This is a genomic window from Phyllobacterium sp. GQ127 (genome assembly GCF_059758635.1).
The window spans coordinates 81146-98128 of record NZ_JCAXDZ010000005.1 but is presented as its reverse complement, the minus strand read 5'-3'; the positions used below and the strand labels follow the sequence as shown (position 1 = coordinate 98128).

General features: G+C 53.4%; 11 protein-coding genes and 1 pseudogene. 9 read left to right on the top strand and 3 right to left on the bottom strand.

From position 1 onward, the window contains the following. Nucleotides 1–55: 55 nt before the first annotated feature. Nucleotides 56–2044, bottom strand: coding sequence for a bifunctional 2',3'-cyclic-nucleotide 2'-phosphodiesterase/3'-nucleotidase (locus AC6CHM_RS18170; RefSeq protein ID WP_498173941.1), 1989 nt, complete (start codon nt 2042–2044; stop codon nt 56–58). Between the two features lie 325 nt (nt 2045–2369). Between AC6CHM_RS18170 and ftsZ the strand changes: the two are divergent. Beyond that, nucleotides 2370–3335 (top strand): annotated as a pseudogene (gene ftsZ / locus AC6CHM_RS18165) (cell division protein FtsZ); the annotation flags it as partial. Between the two features lie 405 nt (nt 3336–3740). Continuing rightward, on the top strand, nt 3741–6053 hold the full coding sequence (locus AC6CHM_RS18160) for a DNA translocase FtsK (RefSeq protein WP_498174177.1): 2313 nt from the start codon (nt 3741–3743) through the stop codon (nt 6051–6053). Nucleotides 6054–6116: 63 nt separating this feature from the next. Here AC6CHM_RS18160 and AC6CHM_RS18155 read toward each other — a convergent pair whose 3' ends face one another. Beyond that, nucleotides 6117–7160 (bottom strand): LacI family transcriptional regulator, encoded by a 1044-nt coding sequence (locus tag AC6CHM_RS18155; protein WP_115053815.1) that lies wholly within the window; start codon nt 7158–7160, stop codon nt 6117–6119. A gap of 293 nt (nt 7161–7453) precedes the next feature. Here AC6CHM_RS18155 and AC6CHM_RS18150 point away from each other — a divergent pair, with 293 nt between their 5' ends. The 7 genes from AC6CHM_RS18150 to AC6CHM_RS18120 all read left to right on the top strand — a co-directional run bounded on the left by AC6CHM_RS18150 (nt 7454) and on the right by AC6CHM_RS18120 (nt 16004). Next, the gene (locus tag AC6CHM_RS18150) at nt 7454–8698 is read left to right on the top strand and encodes an extracellular solute-binding protein (RefSeq protein ID WP_115053394.1); all 1245 of its coding nucleotides are present in this window, start codon (nt 7454–7456) and stop codon (nt 8696–8698) included. A 70-nt stretch (nt 8699–8768) separates the two neighbouring features. Beyond that, complete coding sequence (locus AC6CHM_RS18145) at nt 8769–9662, top strand: carbohydrate ABC transporter permease (RefSeq protein ID WP_307275504.1); 894 nt, start codon at nt 8769–8771, stop codon at nt 9660–9662. Continuing rightward, complete coding sequence (locus AC6CHM_RS18140) at nt 9659–10561, top strand: carbohydrate ABC transporter permease (RefSeq protein ID WP_115053392.1); 903 nt, start codon at nt 9659–9661, stop codon at nt 10559–10561. Before AC6CHM_RS18145 ends, AC6CHM_RS18140 begins: the two co-directional genes overlap by 4 nt. Then, nucleotides 10558–11655 carry an ABC transporter ATP-binding protein gene (locus AC6CHM_RS18135; protein WP_498173940.1) on the top strand — a complete coding sequence of 366 codons (1098 nt, stop codon included), beginning with the start codon at nt 10558–10560 and terminating at the stop codon, nt 11653–11655. Before AC6CHM_RS18140 ends, AC6CHM_RS18135 begins: the two co-directional genes overlap by 4 nt. A 45-nt stretch (nt 11656–11700) precedes the next feature. Beyond that, nucleotides 11701–12447 (top strand): sugar phosphate isomerase/epimerase family protein, encoded by a 747-nt coding sequence (locus tag AC6CHM_RS18130; RefSeq protein WP_498173939.1) that lies wholly within the window; start codon nt 11701–11703, stop codon nt 12445–12447. A 31-nt stretch (nt 12448–12478) separates the two neighbouring features. After that, nucleotides 12479–13618 (top strand): Gfo/Idh/MocA family protein, encoded by a 1140-nt coding sequence (locus AC6CHM_RS18125; RefSeq protein WP_115053389.1) that lies wholly within the window; start codon nt 12479–12481, stop codon nt 13616–13618. Between the two features lie 79 nt (nt 13619–13697). Beyond that, nucleotides 13698–16004, top strand: coding sequence for a Tex family protein (locus AC6CHM_RS18120; RefSeq protein ID WP_498173938.1), 2307 nt, complete (start codon nt 13698–13700; stop codon nt 16002–16004). Here the strand turns inward: AC6CHM_RS18120 and AC6CHM_RS18115 are convergent, their stop codons facing one another. After that, nucleotides 16005–16910, bottom strand: a complete 906-nt coding sequence (locus AC6CHM_RS18115) for a GntR family transcriptional regulator (RefSeq protein ID WP_115053388.1) — start codon at nt 16908–16910, stop codon at nt 16005–16007. Nucleotides 16911–16983: the final 73 nt, after the last annotated feature.

The window sequence follows — 16983 nt, the reverse complement described above, 5'->3', positions numbered from 1 at the left end:
AGGGTTCTAACGGCTCATTTTGTAACCATCAACGCAGCTGCATCTGTGAATACACTCACAAAACAAGCCGAAACTTGGCAAATCCCTCGGCACCATCTCCGGCATCCTCGATCTTGACGCTTTTCAGATCGCCAAGGAATTGTTTCGCCTTGGGGCCGCTTTCGAAGGTGACCGTGGTGCCGGGAAGCGCTTTGAATGTCCAATTGGCATCCGCTGACGGATTGATCGTCCCCTCTTCAACGATATAACGCACAATGACATCGCGGTTTGTATCCGGGGCTACAAAGATCACCTTATCTGCAGCAATCTCGGGGAACTTTCCGCCTCCGCCTGCGCGATAATTATTCGTGACAACAACAAATTTCTGCGCCGGATCAATTGGCTTGCCGTCAAATTGAAGGTTCTGGATACGGTTGGCTTGCGGATTGACCGGCAAGCCATCATTGTCAAACTTGCGTTCCTGCGACAAATCGATTTCATAAGTAACGCCGTCGATAATATCGAAGTTGTAAGACGGAAAGTTCGCATTGAGCAGGGCCGCATCCTTCGATCCTGCCGGTATGTGATTGAACATGCCCGCCGACATTTCCAACCAGTTTTTGACTTGCTCGCCAGTGATTGCCACCGCCTGCACCGTGTTGGGATAAAGATAGAGATCAGCGACATTCTTGATCGCGATATCTCCGGCAGGAACATCGGTATAGTAATCTGCACCACCACGCCCGCCTGCCTTGAATGGGGCGGCGGCTGATAAAACGGGCAGGTCCTTATACTCCGTTTCCTTGAGCATCTGCTTTATGTACCAGGTCTGCGCCTGAGATACGACTTGAACCGAAGGATCATCGGCAACCAAGGCAAAATAGGAATAGAGCGGAGCGGAGGTTTTACCCACCGGGGTGCGAACGTAATTCAGCGTTGCTTCATGTTCTGCTTTGGCTGCGTCAATAACTTCGGCCTTATCGGCAACATCCGCCACAACCTTCTTCGCCTCATCGCGATGGTAAATTGGACGAGCCTCCGCAGTAAAATCAACAATCCGCCAGCGTTGGCCGTCCTTTTCAAGCAGCAGGTCGATCAGCCCAAGATGCGAACCCCAGAAACCCGCCATTACAGCCGGTTTTCCAGACAATGTTCCCTTGATTGGATCAACACCCGCAATACCGTCCCAGCTTTTCGGGCCCGGAAAAACCAGATGCTGGTGCCCGGTAAAAATTGCGTCGATGCCTTCCACGCCCGCGAGGTGGAGTGAGGCATTTTCCATGCGATCGGCGAGAGGTGCCCCATCGATGCCGGAGTGAGATAACGCAACGATAATATCGACACCCTCTTCCTTCATCGCGGGCACCCAAGCTTTTGCGGCTTCAACGATATCGCGCGTTTGAGCCTTTCCTTCGAGGTTTTTGACATCCCACAACATGATTTGAGGAGGCACAAAACCGATAAATCCGATCTTTATCGGAGTTTCTGCGCCAGAACCGTCCTTGATAATCTTTTCAATGATGACATAGGGTTTGAAGAAGAGCTCATCCTGCTTGGGATCGCTGGCCAAATTTCCTTTGGTCAGATTTGCACAGACATAAGGAAAATTCGACCCGCCGACCACATTGAACATATAGTCAAGACCGTAATTGAACTCGTGATTGCCGAGCGTCCCCACATCATAGCCCAAGACATTCATGGCTTTGATAACAGGGTGGACATCGCCTTCTTTCATTCCACGCTGATAAGCCATGTAATCTCCCATGGGATTGCCCTGGAGAAAGTCGCCATTGTCGATGAGGAGCGAGTTGGTGGCTTCAGCGCGAATTGTATCCATGATCGTCGCTGTGCGGGCCAGCCCCATCGTGTCGTTTGGCTTATCGGCGTAATAATCATAGGGAAAAACATTCACATGGATGTCGGTCGTTTCCATCAGCCGTAAATGAGCCTGGTTGGATGCTGCGCGCGCGGAAAAAGGATGTAGCAATAAGAGCGCCGATGTTGCGGCCATGCCACTCAAAAGAGAACGACGCGAAATCGGATGCATGGCAGAAGTATCAGACATGGAAAATTCCTTCATAAGCTCTATGTGGCCGAATCCAAAAAAGACTAGAATGGTTCAGTGAGAAATGCATCCGTAAAGGATCAACATGAACGTCTGTTGACTGCGCTTTTCGGGCGCAATGCTAGGGAGCCCCACTCTGTTGGAACGCAAAGAAAAACGTAAGCGATACGATAAGTGACCATTTCAGGGCTTGCGCCGCAAACCTCCTTCTGATTCTTTGCCGCCGCTCCGGGATATTTTCAGTTTTGATTCTCACGGACGCGATATTTTGAGATTTAGACCTGTACGCCGATGATAGTGAGCGGCGCGGAACAAGGATTGCACCATGTCGATCAACCTTCAAAAACCGGAAATTTCCGAGATGAAGCCGAATATTACCGTGTTCGGTGTTGGAGGTGGCGGCGGTAATGCGGTCAACAATATGATCCGCGAAAACCTGCAAGGAACGCAATTCATCGTTGCAAACACAGATGCGCAGGCACTGTCGATGTCCAAGGCGACCAGGCTTATACAGCTGGGCGCAAATGTCACGCAGGGCCTGGGTGCCGGATCGCATCCGGAAATCGGCCGCGCTGCTGCTGAGGAAAGCATCGACGAAATCATGGACCATCTGACAGGAACACATATGTGTTTCGTTACAGCTGGCATGGGCGGCGGCACCGGAACAGGTGCAGCTCCGGTGATTGCACGCGCAGCGCGTTCCGCAGGCATCCTTACCGTTGGCGTCGTCACAAAACCGTTTTCCTTCGAGGGAACCCGCCGCATGCGGATGGCTGAAGAAGGCCTTGAAGCACTGCGCGAGAGCGCCGATACTTTGATCGTCATTCCCAACCAGAACCTTTTCCGCGTCGCCAGCGCCAACACAACATTCGCCGATGCCTTCGCCATCGCTGACCGGGTTCTTTATTCAGGCGTCGCATGCATCACCGATTTGATGGTGCGCGAAGGCCTCATCAATCTGGATTTTGCCGATGTGCGATCCGTGATGCGGGATATGGGCCGGGCCATGATGGGTACCGGCGAAGGCACGGGCCAAGGGCGCGCTCAGGCCGCTGCGGAAGCAGCAATCGCCAATCCGCTGCTTGATGTGGAATCGATGAAGGGTGCCAAAGGCGTTCTCGTTTCCATCTCCGGTGGCCGCGACATGACACTGTTTGAAGTTGACGAAGCCGCAACCCGCATTCGGGAGGAAGTTGACGATCAGGCGAATATCATTCTCGGCGCTACATTTGACGATGCTCTGGAAGGTGTTTTCCGCGTTTCCGTCGTTGCGACTGGTATTGATGGCGTCAACAACGCAGCCCACGCATCTGGGGCATTGCTGCAACGCCAAGCCTGACAATCGGCCCATCGCCCGCAACATATATTTATAATTATTATCATCCCGGGGCCAAATCCGGGATATTTTTTTGCGTATGGAACGGTGAGAAAGTGATGCTCGGTAGAGAGTTGTTAACCTTCATTTTCTATTCCTAGAGCGGCACAAATCCGGTCACCTCATCCCGTTTCGTTCGCAGGCATCATGCATATTTCCAGAACAAATTTCCCAATAAAATCAGATGACTACGAGACAACAGAGGCAAATCAGACACCTCCTGCAAGTGCCCCCGCCCCCAATCCAGCCCCGGCTCCGGCCTATGCACCTGTAAACGTTCGCCGTTCGGCGCCGCCTGTCGCGCAAGCCTCTGCGCATCCCATGGAGCGGTTGCAAAGCGCGGGCTATGTGTTGCCGGATGCTGCGACGGCACCAATTTCAAAGCGCATGTTCTCCTTGTCTGAGAATGTCCGTTTCACACGGACGCCAGACAGTGAATTGCAAAAGGGCAAAGAGCAGCCAGCTCCAACGCCTGTACAGGTTTCCACGGCGCAAAAAGCCGCCCCTGTCGGGTTCAAGGCACCTGTGGCTCCACCGCGCCCGCCCGTCGTGCAGGCAGCCCCTGCGCAACCAGAACGTTCACCGGTTTTAGCGGGCAAGGTTCCGACCGTCTCCATCGAAGAGAAACACGAAAATACAGTCGCGGCATCGTCCCCGGCCAAAGAGGCAGCCAGCTCGGCTTATGCCTATGTGTCAGACTTCGCATTCTGGGACAGCATGGGCGTGATCGCTGATGTAGCTCCGGTCACCAGCGCTTATGTGCGCCCAAAAAAGATACAATACAGCCCTGATGAGATCACCGCCCGTTTTCGTATCGTGGAGTATAAAAAGGCTCTTGCTGCGGAAGCTATCGACCCGCAGCTTTTGGCTCCTTCTGCGCCCGAAAAGTCAGAAGATCAGCTAAACGCCGCATTGACCGGGAATGACACGATAGAGACGGTCGTCGAGGCCTTGGTGGAGGAGTCTCCGGCTCCTATCGCCCAACAGCAAGTTGTCGTGCAGCGGCGTGAGATTGCTCCACAGCCAGCACCTGCGCCTGCGCAAACGCTTGGACCGCAAAGACGGCTTGCCATTGTCGGTGGCATCGAGACGCGCATGGCGCCGCCAACCCACGTCGGATACGAGAAGCCGCCGGTCGACTTGTTACAGGAACATACTGCGCAGGATACGATCACCATTTCGCAGGAAACGCTGGAGCAGAATGCTGGTTTGCTTGAGAGTGTCCTGGAAGATTTCGGCATTCGCGGCGAGATCATTCATGTTCGTCCAGGACCGGTGGTCACATTATATGAGTTCGAACCTGCCCCGGGCGTAAAATCTTCGCGCGTCATTGGCCTTGCTGACGATATTGCGCGTTCCATGTCTGCATTGTCAGCACGCGTTGCAGTGGTTCCAGGGCGCAATGTTATTGGTATTGAACTGCCCAACACGACACGCGAGACGGTGTTCCTGCGGGAAATGATCGAATCTGACAGCTTCGACAAGACAAAGTTCAAACTGGCGCTCTGTCTTGGAAAGACCATCGGCGGCGAGCCGGTGATCGCTGAGCTCGCCAAGATGCCCCATCTTCTGGTGGCTGGTACCACGGGTTCTGGTAAATCCGTTGCGATAAATACGATGATCCTGTCCCTGCTCTACCGGCTCACTCCCGACGAGTGCCGCTTGATCATGGTCGATCCGAAGATGCTGGAACTGTCGATCTATGATGGCATTCCGCATCTGCTTACCCCTGTTGTTACCGATCCCAAGAAAGCCGTCATGGCATTGAAATGGGCGGTTCGCGAAATGGAAGATCGATATCGCAAAATGTCGAAACTCGGCGTCCGCAATATTGATGGTTTCAATGCTCGCGTTGCCAGCGCCCGGGAAAAAGGCGAAACCGTGATGTGCACGGTTCAAACGGGCTTCGATAAGGGCACGGGCACACCTGAATATGAACAGGAAGAAATGGATCTGACGGCAATGCCGTACATTGTCATCATCGTCGACGAGATGGCCGACCTGATGATGGTGGCCGGCAAGGATATCGAAGGCGCGATACAGCGTTTGGCGCAAATGGCACGTGCGGCTGGCATTCACCTGATCATGGCAACGCAGCGTCCTTCCGTCGACGTCATTACCGGCACCATCAAGGCCAACTTCCCGACGCGTATTTCGTTTCAAGTAACATCGAAAATCGACAGCCGCACCATTTTGGGCGAGCAGGGTGCCGAACAGCTCTTGGGCCAAGGCGACATGCTGCATATGATCGGCGGCGGCCGGATCGCCCGCGTTCACGGCCCCTTCGTCTCAGATGAAGAAGTGGAACAGATCGTTACACACCTGAAGGCGCAAGGTCAGCCGGATTATCTCGATACGGTCACTGCCGACGAGACCGAGGAAGAAGAAGTCGAAAACGAGGACAGCGCAGTTTTCGACAAAGGCAGTATGGCTTCCGAAGACGGAAACGAGCTTTATGATCAAGCGGTAAAAATCATGTTGCGCGATAAAAAATGCTCAACATCCTACATCCAGCGCCGCCTTCAAATTGGCTACAATCGTGCCGCTTCCCTTGTGGAGCGCATGGAAAAAGAAGGACTCGTTGGGCCAGCAAATCATGTCGGCAAGCGTGAAATCCTGAACGAGAATAACTGATCAGGCATGAATGTGGTGCGTGCTTTGACACGCACCACCCATTTGCCGATGGGGACCCCACCGCTATTCATCCGGATAACTCAGGCTCTGCAACTCCCGTGCATCCACTCCTTCGATGCGGCGTAACACAGCGCGTGCCAGTTCCCGCCCGGCGTGGCGAACATCTTCGTTAAACACGATTATTTCCGGTCGGAACCATTTCAGCACGTCGCTCGATTGTTTCGATACGAGATCAACATCCCTGCCAATTTTGAGGCCAGCCGCTTCAATTCCTGCAACCAAAGCAATGGCTGCGCTCCCGCTACAACAGACAATTCCATCCGGGCGATTTTGGCCGGACATTATTTCTTCCGTTCGATCACGAATGCGCCCAAGCGATGTGTCCACGTCAATATCAGGAACCAGAATAGCCTGCGCACCGCCCTCCTCGATTGCCCGGGAGAACCCCCGCTCCAGATGCCTATGGTAGGTTACCGCAGAGGTGGGGCCGGCCATCATCGCAATTTTCTTGCGTCCTTTGATCAGCAGGCTTCTCGCGGATTTATAGGCAAATGCTTCATTGTCGAAATCATGGAACGGATGCTCGATCCCCATTTCTGTCCGCCCATGGGTAGCAAATGGGATGCCGTGCTCGGTAAGATAACGGACGCGCGCATCGTCAGGCTCCGTTCGTGACATGATAATGCCGTCGGCAGAACCTGTTTCCACGATGTAGCGAATGGGCTGCATGGGATCATTTTCAGCCGAATAGGGCGTAACGGTCAGATGATACGGCGTCTGCGATAATATCTCGGAAATGCCATAGACCATGTTTGACGTCAGGCCCATAATTTCCGACTGCGCATTGAGCACAAGACTAATAACATTCGTCTTGCCGGTTCGCAGCCTTACGCCAGCACGGTTGGGCCGGTAGCCAATCTGTTTTGCGATGAGTTGCACGCGGTTTTTGGTTGCGCGGCCAATTTCTGGCGCGTCTTTCAATGCGCGCGAAACAGTTGTCACACCCAGCCCGGCCATGAAGGCTATCGTCTTTAAAGTTGGACGCTCTCCTTCGGGAAGCTCCACTGCTTCGCTGCTCGAACCACGTCTCAAATCTTTTGCGTTCATATCTTGCTGGCCCGTCAAGGCCATCCTTCACCATGCAGCGCTTCTGTATCGTTTCAGAAACATTACGTTTCCTTGTTGCTGCAGTATAGCTCCCTGACATTCTATTGCACAACTTAAACTGGTGTAAGCGTGCGTTGCAACGACAAAAACTTGCATGAAGTATGACAAAAGCCTCTAAAATTGCTTGGTTTTCAACACAGAGACGCCTGCACAAGAAAAATAAACGCGGGGAATTGCGCCCACGCAAAGTTTAGTCTAGCCTACCTGTAACGTTTCAGATTTGGGAGGAAAAGATGCGTTACAGTACAGCTCTTGCCGTATTAGCCACTTCAACATTCCTGCTTACGATCAACAATACCAAAGCCGCAGACCTTGAGGTCACCCATTGGTGGACCGCAGGCGGTGAAGCCGCTGCTGCAAAGGTGCTTGCGGAATCCTTCAATAAGCTGGGCGGTGATAAATGGGTCGATGGAGCCATTGCCGGAAGCGGCAGCACAGCCACCCCCATCATTGTCAGCCGCATTCTTGGCGGCAATCCAATGGGTGCGACGCAGCTCAATACGGGCCGGGACGCCGAAGACCTCGTAAAAGCCGGGCTTATGACCGACCTTACCGAGATTGCTACCAAGGAAGGTTGGGCAGATTTTATCCGGCCATCAAAACTCTTCGATGCCTGCAAATATGAGGGCAAGATTTACTGCGTCCCCGTCAATATTCATACGGAACAATGGATGTGGGTAAATCCGGCTGCGTTCAAAGCGGGCGGCGTATCCGTCCCGGCCAACTGGCAGGAGTTTGTTGCGGCTGGGCCAAAACTCAAAGAAAAAGACATCATTCCCTTGGCGACCGGCGATGCATGGCAGGTCAACCTGATTTTCAACGATATGGTTTCTTCCATCGGCGGCAAGGAGCTTTTTCTCAAAGTATATCGTGACAAGGATGCCGTGGCAGCGGCCAGCCCCGAAATGAAGGCGGTTTTTGAGGCCTATGCCCAAGCCCGTGAGTTAGCCGACCCCGGCTATGTCGGACGTTCCTGGAATGAGGCTACAAGTCTCGTCATAAGCGGGAAAGCAAGCGCTCAGATCATGGGCGATTGGGCGCAAGGCGAATTTGGCGTCGCTGGAAAGGTAGCCGGTACAGATTATGATTGCCTGCTCGGCCTTGGTAATAATCCTGTCCTCAATACTGGCGGTGACGCTTTCTACTTCCCGAAGAACGAAAACCCGGAAGTGACCAAAGCGCAGCTTAAGCTCGCCAGCATGATGGTTTCAAAGCAAACGCAGGTAGCATTCAATCTTGCCAAGGGATCGCTTCCGATCCGCGGCGATGTCGATCTGGCCGCAGCAAATGCCTGTATGAAGAAAGGCGTCGAGGTTCTCAACAAACTCGACAATGTAGTGCCATCTGTCAATCAGCTGCTTTCGCCAGACACAAAGCTGGAAGTTGAAGACCTGTCCAAAGAGTTCTTTGCCGATGCCAGCATGACAGTCGAGGACGCGCAGGCTCGCTTCGTCAGCATCATCGAACAGGCCCAATAGTCATCCCCGCCCAAACTGCCATTTGCTCAAAACAAATGGCAGTGAGCGGCCCGGCCTGACGGAGAAAATAATGAGTCACGCAGCGCGCCCCAACACTCTTTTCAAGAACTTGAATGCCAAGGTCGCAGCCGTGCCAATGATTGCGACGGTTCTTATTGTCTTCATTGGTTGCACTTTGTGGACGGTCGTGCTGTCGTTTACGTCCTCGCGATCTCTTCCCGAGCTCACATTCGTTGGATTTGATCAATATACGCGGCTCTTCAACACGCCTCGCTGGAATGTTTCGGCTATAAACCTCGGCATATTCGGCGTGTTTACCCTCGTGTTTTCGACTGTGATCGGCTTCATTCTTGCTGCCCTCATGGATCAGAAAATCCGCTTTGAGGGGGCCTTTCGAACTGTTTTCCTTTATCCCTATGCCCTGTCATTCATTGTCACGGGCCTTGTCTGGCAGTGGATTCTCACACCCACATTCGGCATACAGCGCGTGGTTCGCGATCTGGGATTTGAAACCTTCACTTTCTCAATTCTCAATGATCAGCGCTTTGCCATCTACGCCGTCGTTATTGCCGGTCTCTGGCATGGTACGGGCCTCGTTATGGCGCTTATGCTGGCGGGTCTGCGAGGGATTGATGAGGATATCTGGAAAGCCTCACGCGTGGACGGCATCCCCATCTGGAAGACATATCTTTTCATTGTCATTCCCATGATGCGTCCTGTTTTCATCACCACCATAGTGCTGGTCTCAACCGGAATTGTACGCGTCTATGATCTCGTCGTCGCTCTGACAGGCGGGGGGCCCGGCAACGCCAGTGAGGTGCCGGCCAAATATGTCTACGAGTTCATGTTCCGGCGCGCCAATCTCGGACAGGGTCTGGCTGCCTCTACGATCATGCTGACCACCGTTCTCATCATCATCATTCCATGGGCTCTGATGGAATATCGCGGAGGAAAACGCAAATGACCGCGATCAATACTATATCCACCGAACCGCACGGCAGGCGGCCGACACGAACATTCACTCCAGCGAAGATCATGATCTACGGAGTCCTGGCGGTCGCCGCGCTGTATTACGTGCTGCCGCTCTACGTAATGATCGTCACTTCGCTGAAAGGCATGCCCGAAATTCGGCTTGGCAATATTTTCTCGCCGCCCGTTGAAATCACGTTCCAGCCCTGGAGCACAGCATGGACGAGCGCCTGCACCGGCCTCTACTGCGAAGGTCTGAAAGTCGGGTTCTGGAATTCGGTCCAGATCCTTATCCCGAGCGTGATCATTTCAATTCTGATTGCGTCCGTAAACGGCTATGCGCTGGCGAATTGGCGTTTCAAGGGGTCTGAAATATTCTTCAGCGTCCTGCTCTTCGGGGCCTTCATACCCTATCAGGTAATGCTCTATCCGCTCGTTATTATTACGCGTGAGCTGCGAATCTTCGGGACACTGACCGGCATCATCGTGATCCACACCATTTTCGGCATGCCGATTCTAACGCTCCTATTCCGCAATTACTTCGCTTCTCTCCCCACCGAACTGTTCAAGGCCGCACGTGTCGACGGCGCCGGTTTCTGGCGTATTTTCTTCCAGATCATGGTGCCGCTCTCAGCTCCGATTTTCATTGTTGCGGTCATCATACAGGTCACCGGTATCTGGAATGACTTCCTCCTCGGAGTCATTTTTGCAGGCTCCAAGAACATTCCCATGACCGTGCAGCTGAACAACATCGTCAACTCGACGCAGGGCGTGAAGGAATACAACGTCAACATGGCGGCCACCATTTTGACCGGCGCCGTTCCGCTCCTGGTCTACTTTTTCTCAGGCAAATACTTCGTCAGGGGCATAGCCGCTGGCGCTGTTAAAGGGTGATTACCGTGCACAGTGTTTCAATCAAGGATCTGTCTGTCAGCTTCGGCTCGGTCAATGTTCTGAAGGACCTCAATATTGAGGTGGCCGATGGCGAATTCCTCGTGTTGCTCGGCCCGTCCGGATGCGGAAAATCAACCCTGCTCAATTGCATTGCGGGTTTGCTCGATATCTCGGAAGGGCAAATATTCATTAAAGGCAAGAACGTAACGTGGGAGGAGCCGAAGGACCGTGGCATTGGCATGGTGTTTCAGTCCTATGCGCTTTATCCCCAAATGACTGTCGAGAAAAATCTTTCCTTCGGTTTGCGTGTCGCCGGGCTGCCAAAGGCCCAAATCCAGCAGCGCATCGCCAATGCAGCCGATATTTTGCAATTGGAACCACTATTGCAACGAAAGCCTGCCGCCCTTTCTGGCGGGCAGCGCCAACGCGTAGCCATAGGACGTGCGCTTGTACGCGATGTCGATGTGTTCCTGTTCGATGAGCCGCTCTCCAATCTTGACGCCAAGCTGCGCTCCGAGCTGCGTGTGGAGATCAAACGCCTGCACCACAAGCTTGCCAATACGATGATCTATGTAACCCATGATCAGATCGAGGCATTGACTCTTGCCGATCGCATTGCGGTTATGAAAGGCGGATTGATCCAGCAGCTCGATGAGCCGCTGACCATCTACAACAAGCCGCGCAATCTCTTTGTTGCAAGTTTCATCGGTTCGCCTGCGATGAACTTTCTAAGAGGTAAAATTACCGGGGCGAACCAAGATAAAGCCTTCACGGCAGCCGATCTCACAGTCTCGCTGGCCACATACGACGCGCAGGAACCGCTGACAAATGAGCGGGACGTTATTTTTGGTTTCCGGCCAGAGCATATCACGATCAATGACAAACCCAGCCCGGCAGGATTGTCCTGTGAAGCGACGGTTGATCTCGACGAACCAATGGGGGCCGACAGCTTGGTTTGGCTGACAGTTGGCGGCAAGCCGATATCCGTGCGCGTTGATTCCAGCCGGCGCTATCTGCCTGGCGAAAAGGTCCACCTGAACTTCAATCCCGCCATGGCTTCGCTGTTCGATGCCACGACCGAGAACCGTATCTAGGGCCCTGACCCTAATCCCAAGACGACATAAATTACGGAGAATATAATGACCGATTTTTCTTACCAGCTCTACAGTTCCCGCGAGTTTCCGCCACTTGAAAAGACGTTGGAAATGTTGAAGCGCCTTGGGTATGCGCAGGTTGAAGGCTATGGTGGCGTCTATACCGACGTGGAGGCTACCAAGGCGGCGCTGGATGCAAATGGCCTCTCAATGCCAACCGGACATTTCAGCATTGATTTGCTTGAAAGCGATCCGCAACAGGTGATCGACATCGCTGAGACGCTTGGCATCAAAGCGATCTATTGTCCGTATCTGGCTGTAGAACAGCGACCTGTGGATGCTGCCGGCTGGTCGGCGTTCGGGCAGCGGCTTGAAGCCGCCCATAGTGTTTATAGCAAGGCTGGCTTTACCTTCGGTTGGCACAATCACGATTTCGAATTCGTTGCCCTTGCTGATGGCTCCATTCCCCAGAAGCTGATCTTTGATGCTGCGCCGAGCATAGGCTGGGAAGCAGATATCGCCTGGATCATACGTGGCGGCGGTGATCCCTTTGAATGGATCAAGAATTATGGCTCTCGCATCGGTGCCGTGCATGTCAAGGACATCGCACCAGCCGGAGAAAATACAAGCGAGGATGGCTGGTCCGATGTCGGACACGGGACCGTTGACTGGAAAGCTTTGATAGCCGCGTTGAAAACCACGCCCGTCAAATATTTCGTGATGGAACATGACAAGCCGGCGGATGATGAGCGGTTTGCCCGTCAGTCTATCGCCACTGTTAAAGCTTTTTAAAGTTTAGGCACCAGGAAGAAAGACCAAGAAAATGGCCAAAACACTAGGCGTCGGCATTATCGGTTCGGGGAATATTTCTGCGGCATATCTCAAATTGGCCCCCCTGTTCAAAGGCATCGAAATTCGCGCTGTTGCCGACATCAACGAAGCAGCAGCAACGGCCCGGGCTTCCGAATTTGGCGTCGAGGCACGGAGCATCGATGCATTGCTTGAAAGCGAAGATATTGATCTCGTCGTGAACCTGACCATTCCCGATGCACATTTTGACGTGTCCAAGCAAATATTGTCGGCGGGCAAGCATCTCTATTCAGAGAAACCTTTGACGCTTTCATTGAAAGACGGATTGGAACTTCAAAAACTTGCCGCCAGGAAAAACCTTAAAGCCGGGTGCGCTCCCGATACGTTTCTCGGCGGCGCGCATCAGCTTGCGCGTAAACTGGTGGATGACGGACAAGTGGGCACGATAACTTCCGGGACGGCCCATGTCATGAGTCATGGAATGGAGCATTGGCATCCAAACCCCGACTTTTTCTTCCGCCCGGGTGGCGGGCCGATTCTCGATCTGGGTCCATACTACATCGCCAACCTCATCAATCTTATAGGACCGGTACGTCGTGTTGCTGCACTCACGTCAATGGCCAGTCCGACACGCACGATCTCAAGCGCACCACGCGCTGGCGAAAAAATCGACGTAACAACACCGACGACAATTCAGGCATTGCTTGAATTCGAAAGCGGCGCATCCATTACCTTGTCGGCAAGCTGGGATGTTTGGGCGCATAACCACCCCAATATGGAACTTTATGGCACGGATGGGTCATTGTTCCTCCCAGATCCGAACTTCTTCGGCGGCGAGGTAAAACTTGCAAAGCCGGGCAAGAAAGCCAAGGCGGTCAAGGCTTGGGCTCATCCTCTGGGTACGCCCAATCAGAAACACTCCCAAGGAATGATGGCGAATTATCGCACCGCAGGTCTTGCCGATATGGCCGTGGCAATCCTCGAAGACCGGGACATCCGCTGTTCGCTGGAGCGCGCACTGCATGGTGTCGACGTCATGGTTTCGATTCTCAGATCGGGTGAGGAAAAGAAATTTATCGATATCAAAACAAGCTGTTCGCGTCCTGAAGCATTGGGCATCAAGGAAGCCAAATCGCTGTTGAAAAAGCAATAAACCATCGCTCCCAAGCGATTGCGGTCATGGTCGGGCGCCACTATGTTGGTCGCCCGATCATGATTTTTATGGATACAACGTGACTGTTACCAATACTGCCAGCATCCCCCGTCTTATCGCGGCCGAAATCAATGCGCGTCCTGATCAGGTAAATGCCGCGATAGAGCTGCTGGACGGCGGAGCTACGGTTCCTTTCATTGCACGCTATCGTAAGGAAGTGACCGGCGGACTTGACGATACACAGTTGCGTACCCTCGACGAGCGGTTGATCTACCTGCGCGAACTGGAAGCGCGTCGTGACACGATCATCAACGAAATCCAAAGTCAGGGAAAGCTTACACCGGAGCTGGAAGGCAAGATCGCCGCAGCGATCACCAAAGCCGAACTGGAAGATATCTATCTGCCATATAAGCCCAAGCGGCGAACAAAGGCAGAGATTGCCCGCGAGAGAGGTCTTGGCCCTTTGGCGGAAGCCATCATATCTGATCGACGGACAATTCCGCTGGAAATCGCGAAGAACTTCGTCACCTCGGACGTTGCTGATGTTAAAGCCGCTCTTGATGGCGCACGCGATATTCTTGTCGAGAAGTTTTCCGAAAATGCCGACCTTATCGGTCGCTTGCGCAATTACATGAAAGATAGAGCAGTACTGCGTGCGAAGGTTGTGGACGGCAAGCAAGAGGCTGGCGCAAAGTTTTCTGACTACTTCAATCATTTCGAACGTTGGGCAACCACGCCCAGCCATCGCGCACTTGCCATGTTGCGCGGTCGCAATGAAGAGGTGCTTTCCCTCGATATCGAGATTGATGCCGATGATACGTCGGCAATCAAGCCTGTGGAACGGATGATTGCCGAAGCCTACTCGATTTCAGGAAATGGTGCAGCAGACACATGGCTGATGGATGTCGTGCGCTGGACATGGCGCATCAGGCTTTCTCTCAACCTCTCCGTCGATCTGATGACGGCCTTGCGCGAGCGTTCCGAAGAAGAAGCAATTCGCGTATTTGCCCGAAACCTTAAGGATCTGCTGCTGGCAGCGCCGGCAGGGTCGCGGGCAACAATGGGTCTCGACCCTGGCATTCGCACGGGCGTAAAGGTTGCAGTCATTGATGGCACGGGGAAGCTTCTCGATACGGCGACCGTCTACCCGTTTCCGCCGCGCAATGATGTGAGAGGCACGCAAGCCGAACTGGCGAGGCTGGTCACGAAGCACAAGGTCGAACTCATCGCCATTGGCAATGGAACAGGCAGTCGCGAAACCGAAAAACTCGTCGCCGATATGCTCGGTGACATGCCTGCACCAAAGCCGTTGAAGGTCATTGTCAGCGAGGCTGGCGCATCCGTTTATTCAGCCTCCGCCACCGCCGCTGCCGAGTTTCCCACACTGGACGTTTCGTTACGCGGCGCCGTATCCATCGCCCGGCGCCTGCAAGATCCACTTGCCGAATTGGTCAAGATCGAGCCGAAATCCATTGGTGTTGGACAGTATCAACACGATGTTGACCAATATCGCCTCGCGCGGTCGCTCGAAGGCGTCGTCGAAGATGCCGTCAATGCTGTCGGTGTCGATCTCAATACCGCATCAGCATCATTGCTGGCGCGTATTTCCGGTTTGGGCGCGTCGCTCGCGGAAGCTATTATCGCTCACCGCGATCAAACCGGTCCGTTTAAAACCCGCCGCGAACTTCTAAAAGTTGCGCGGCTCGGACCCCGGGCTTTTGAGCAATGCGCCGGATTTTTGCGTATCAGCGACGGCAGCGAGCCGCTTGATGCATCTGCCGTTCATCCGGAAGCTTATGGAGTTGCAAAGAAAATCGTCAGCGCCTGCGGGAGGGATGTGCGCTCATTGATGAATGACAGTACCGCTTTGAAAGCGCTTGATCCGCGAGTCTTCGTTGATGAGCGCTTTGGTCTGCCCACCATTCGCGATATTATTGCTGAGCTGGAAAAACCCGGTCGCGATCCCCGACCGGAGTTCAAGACAGCTGCTTTTGCTGATGGCATTGACAACATCAAAGACTTGAAGCCCGGCATGTTGCTCGAAGGGACAGTGACCAACGTCGCCGCATTCGGCGCTTTTGTCGATATTGGCGTCCATCAGGACGGCCTCGTGCACCTTTCCCAATTGGCCGACAGATTTGTCAAGGATGCCCACGAGATCGTCAAAGCGGGGGATGTTGTCAAAGTCCGCGTTGTCGATGTCGATCCCAAACGCAATCGCATCAGCCTGACGATGCGCAAAGATGGCGGCGGCAATGAAGGTCCCAGAAAGCCACATTCATCGGACAATGCTTCTCAGTTCCGCAAACCATCGCCCAAGCCGCAAATCCCTGCATCGCAGGGCGCTTTCGGTGCGGCATTGGCAGATGCTATGCGCAAAAAATAATCATCCCGGCTCCTGCTCCCTTTCCTTCGGCATTATGGATTGAAGCAATGTGTCGCGCGCGGACTTCAAATGGGCGCGGCACGCTTTGTTGACCCTGGACTGGTCTCGGGAGCGAAGAGCATCAATATAATCTAAATGTTCTTCAAGAGCGCGGGTGTTGCGCTGCTGCGCGTGCAATTTGTTCCACTGATAATGGTAGTGGAAAACAATCGCGATAATATCGTAGAAATCATCCACAAAGCGGTTGTGAGAAGCCGAATGGATCAACCTGTGAAAACGCTCATCGAGTTCGGAAAATTCGGTATACCGGCTGTCAATTTCGCTTAGAAGCGTTCGGTGCTCAAGTTCCAGATCATCAAGTTTTCCTCGCGCCGGGTGATCATCTGGCAGCTTGGTAAATGCAACTGCCGACCTGAGCTCGAACACTTCACGAACTTCAAATAGTTCCAGCGCAAAGGCCCGCGTAAAGCCTTTCAATATCCAATGGCTGTTCTTGCGTTTTTCGATCAGCCCAAATCGACTGAAGCGTATGAGAAACTCGCGAACGCTCGACGTGCCTACCCCGATGTCACGTGCAAGCTCGAGTTCATTAATTTGCATGCCCGGCTGCGCGCCACCGGCAAGAATCCTTTTCATGAAACTACGTTCGATAATTTCGGAAAGAGAATCCGTTTGATCCTCGGGAAAGTAATCTTTGGGCCTGGGTTTACGCAGCACGGCCTTGCCCGGCTTTTCCATTTCAACCAGGCCGGACTCCGCCAGCTTTTTAAGGATAGCCCGCACGGTTGTTCGACTTATGCCCAGTTTTGCGCCAAGCTCGGATTCGGATGGCACAGTTTCCACATCGCGCAACAGATGAAGACATCTATTGTAGCCTTCCTTGAAAACCGTATTCTGTTTTGACATCCCGCCCCTCCCCGCTTGCCAAAACAAGCGTTCCCTAAATTATTTAGGCACAAGAACGATTGACTGCAAAGGT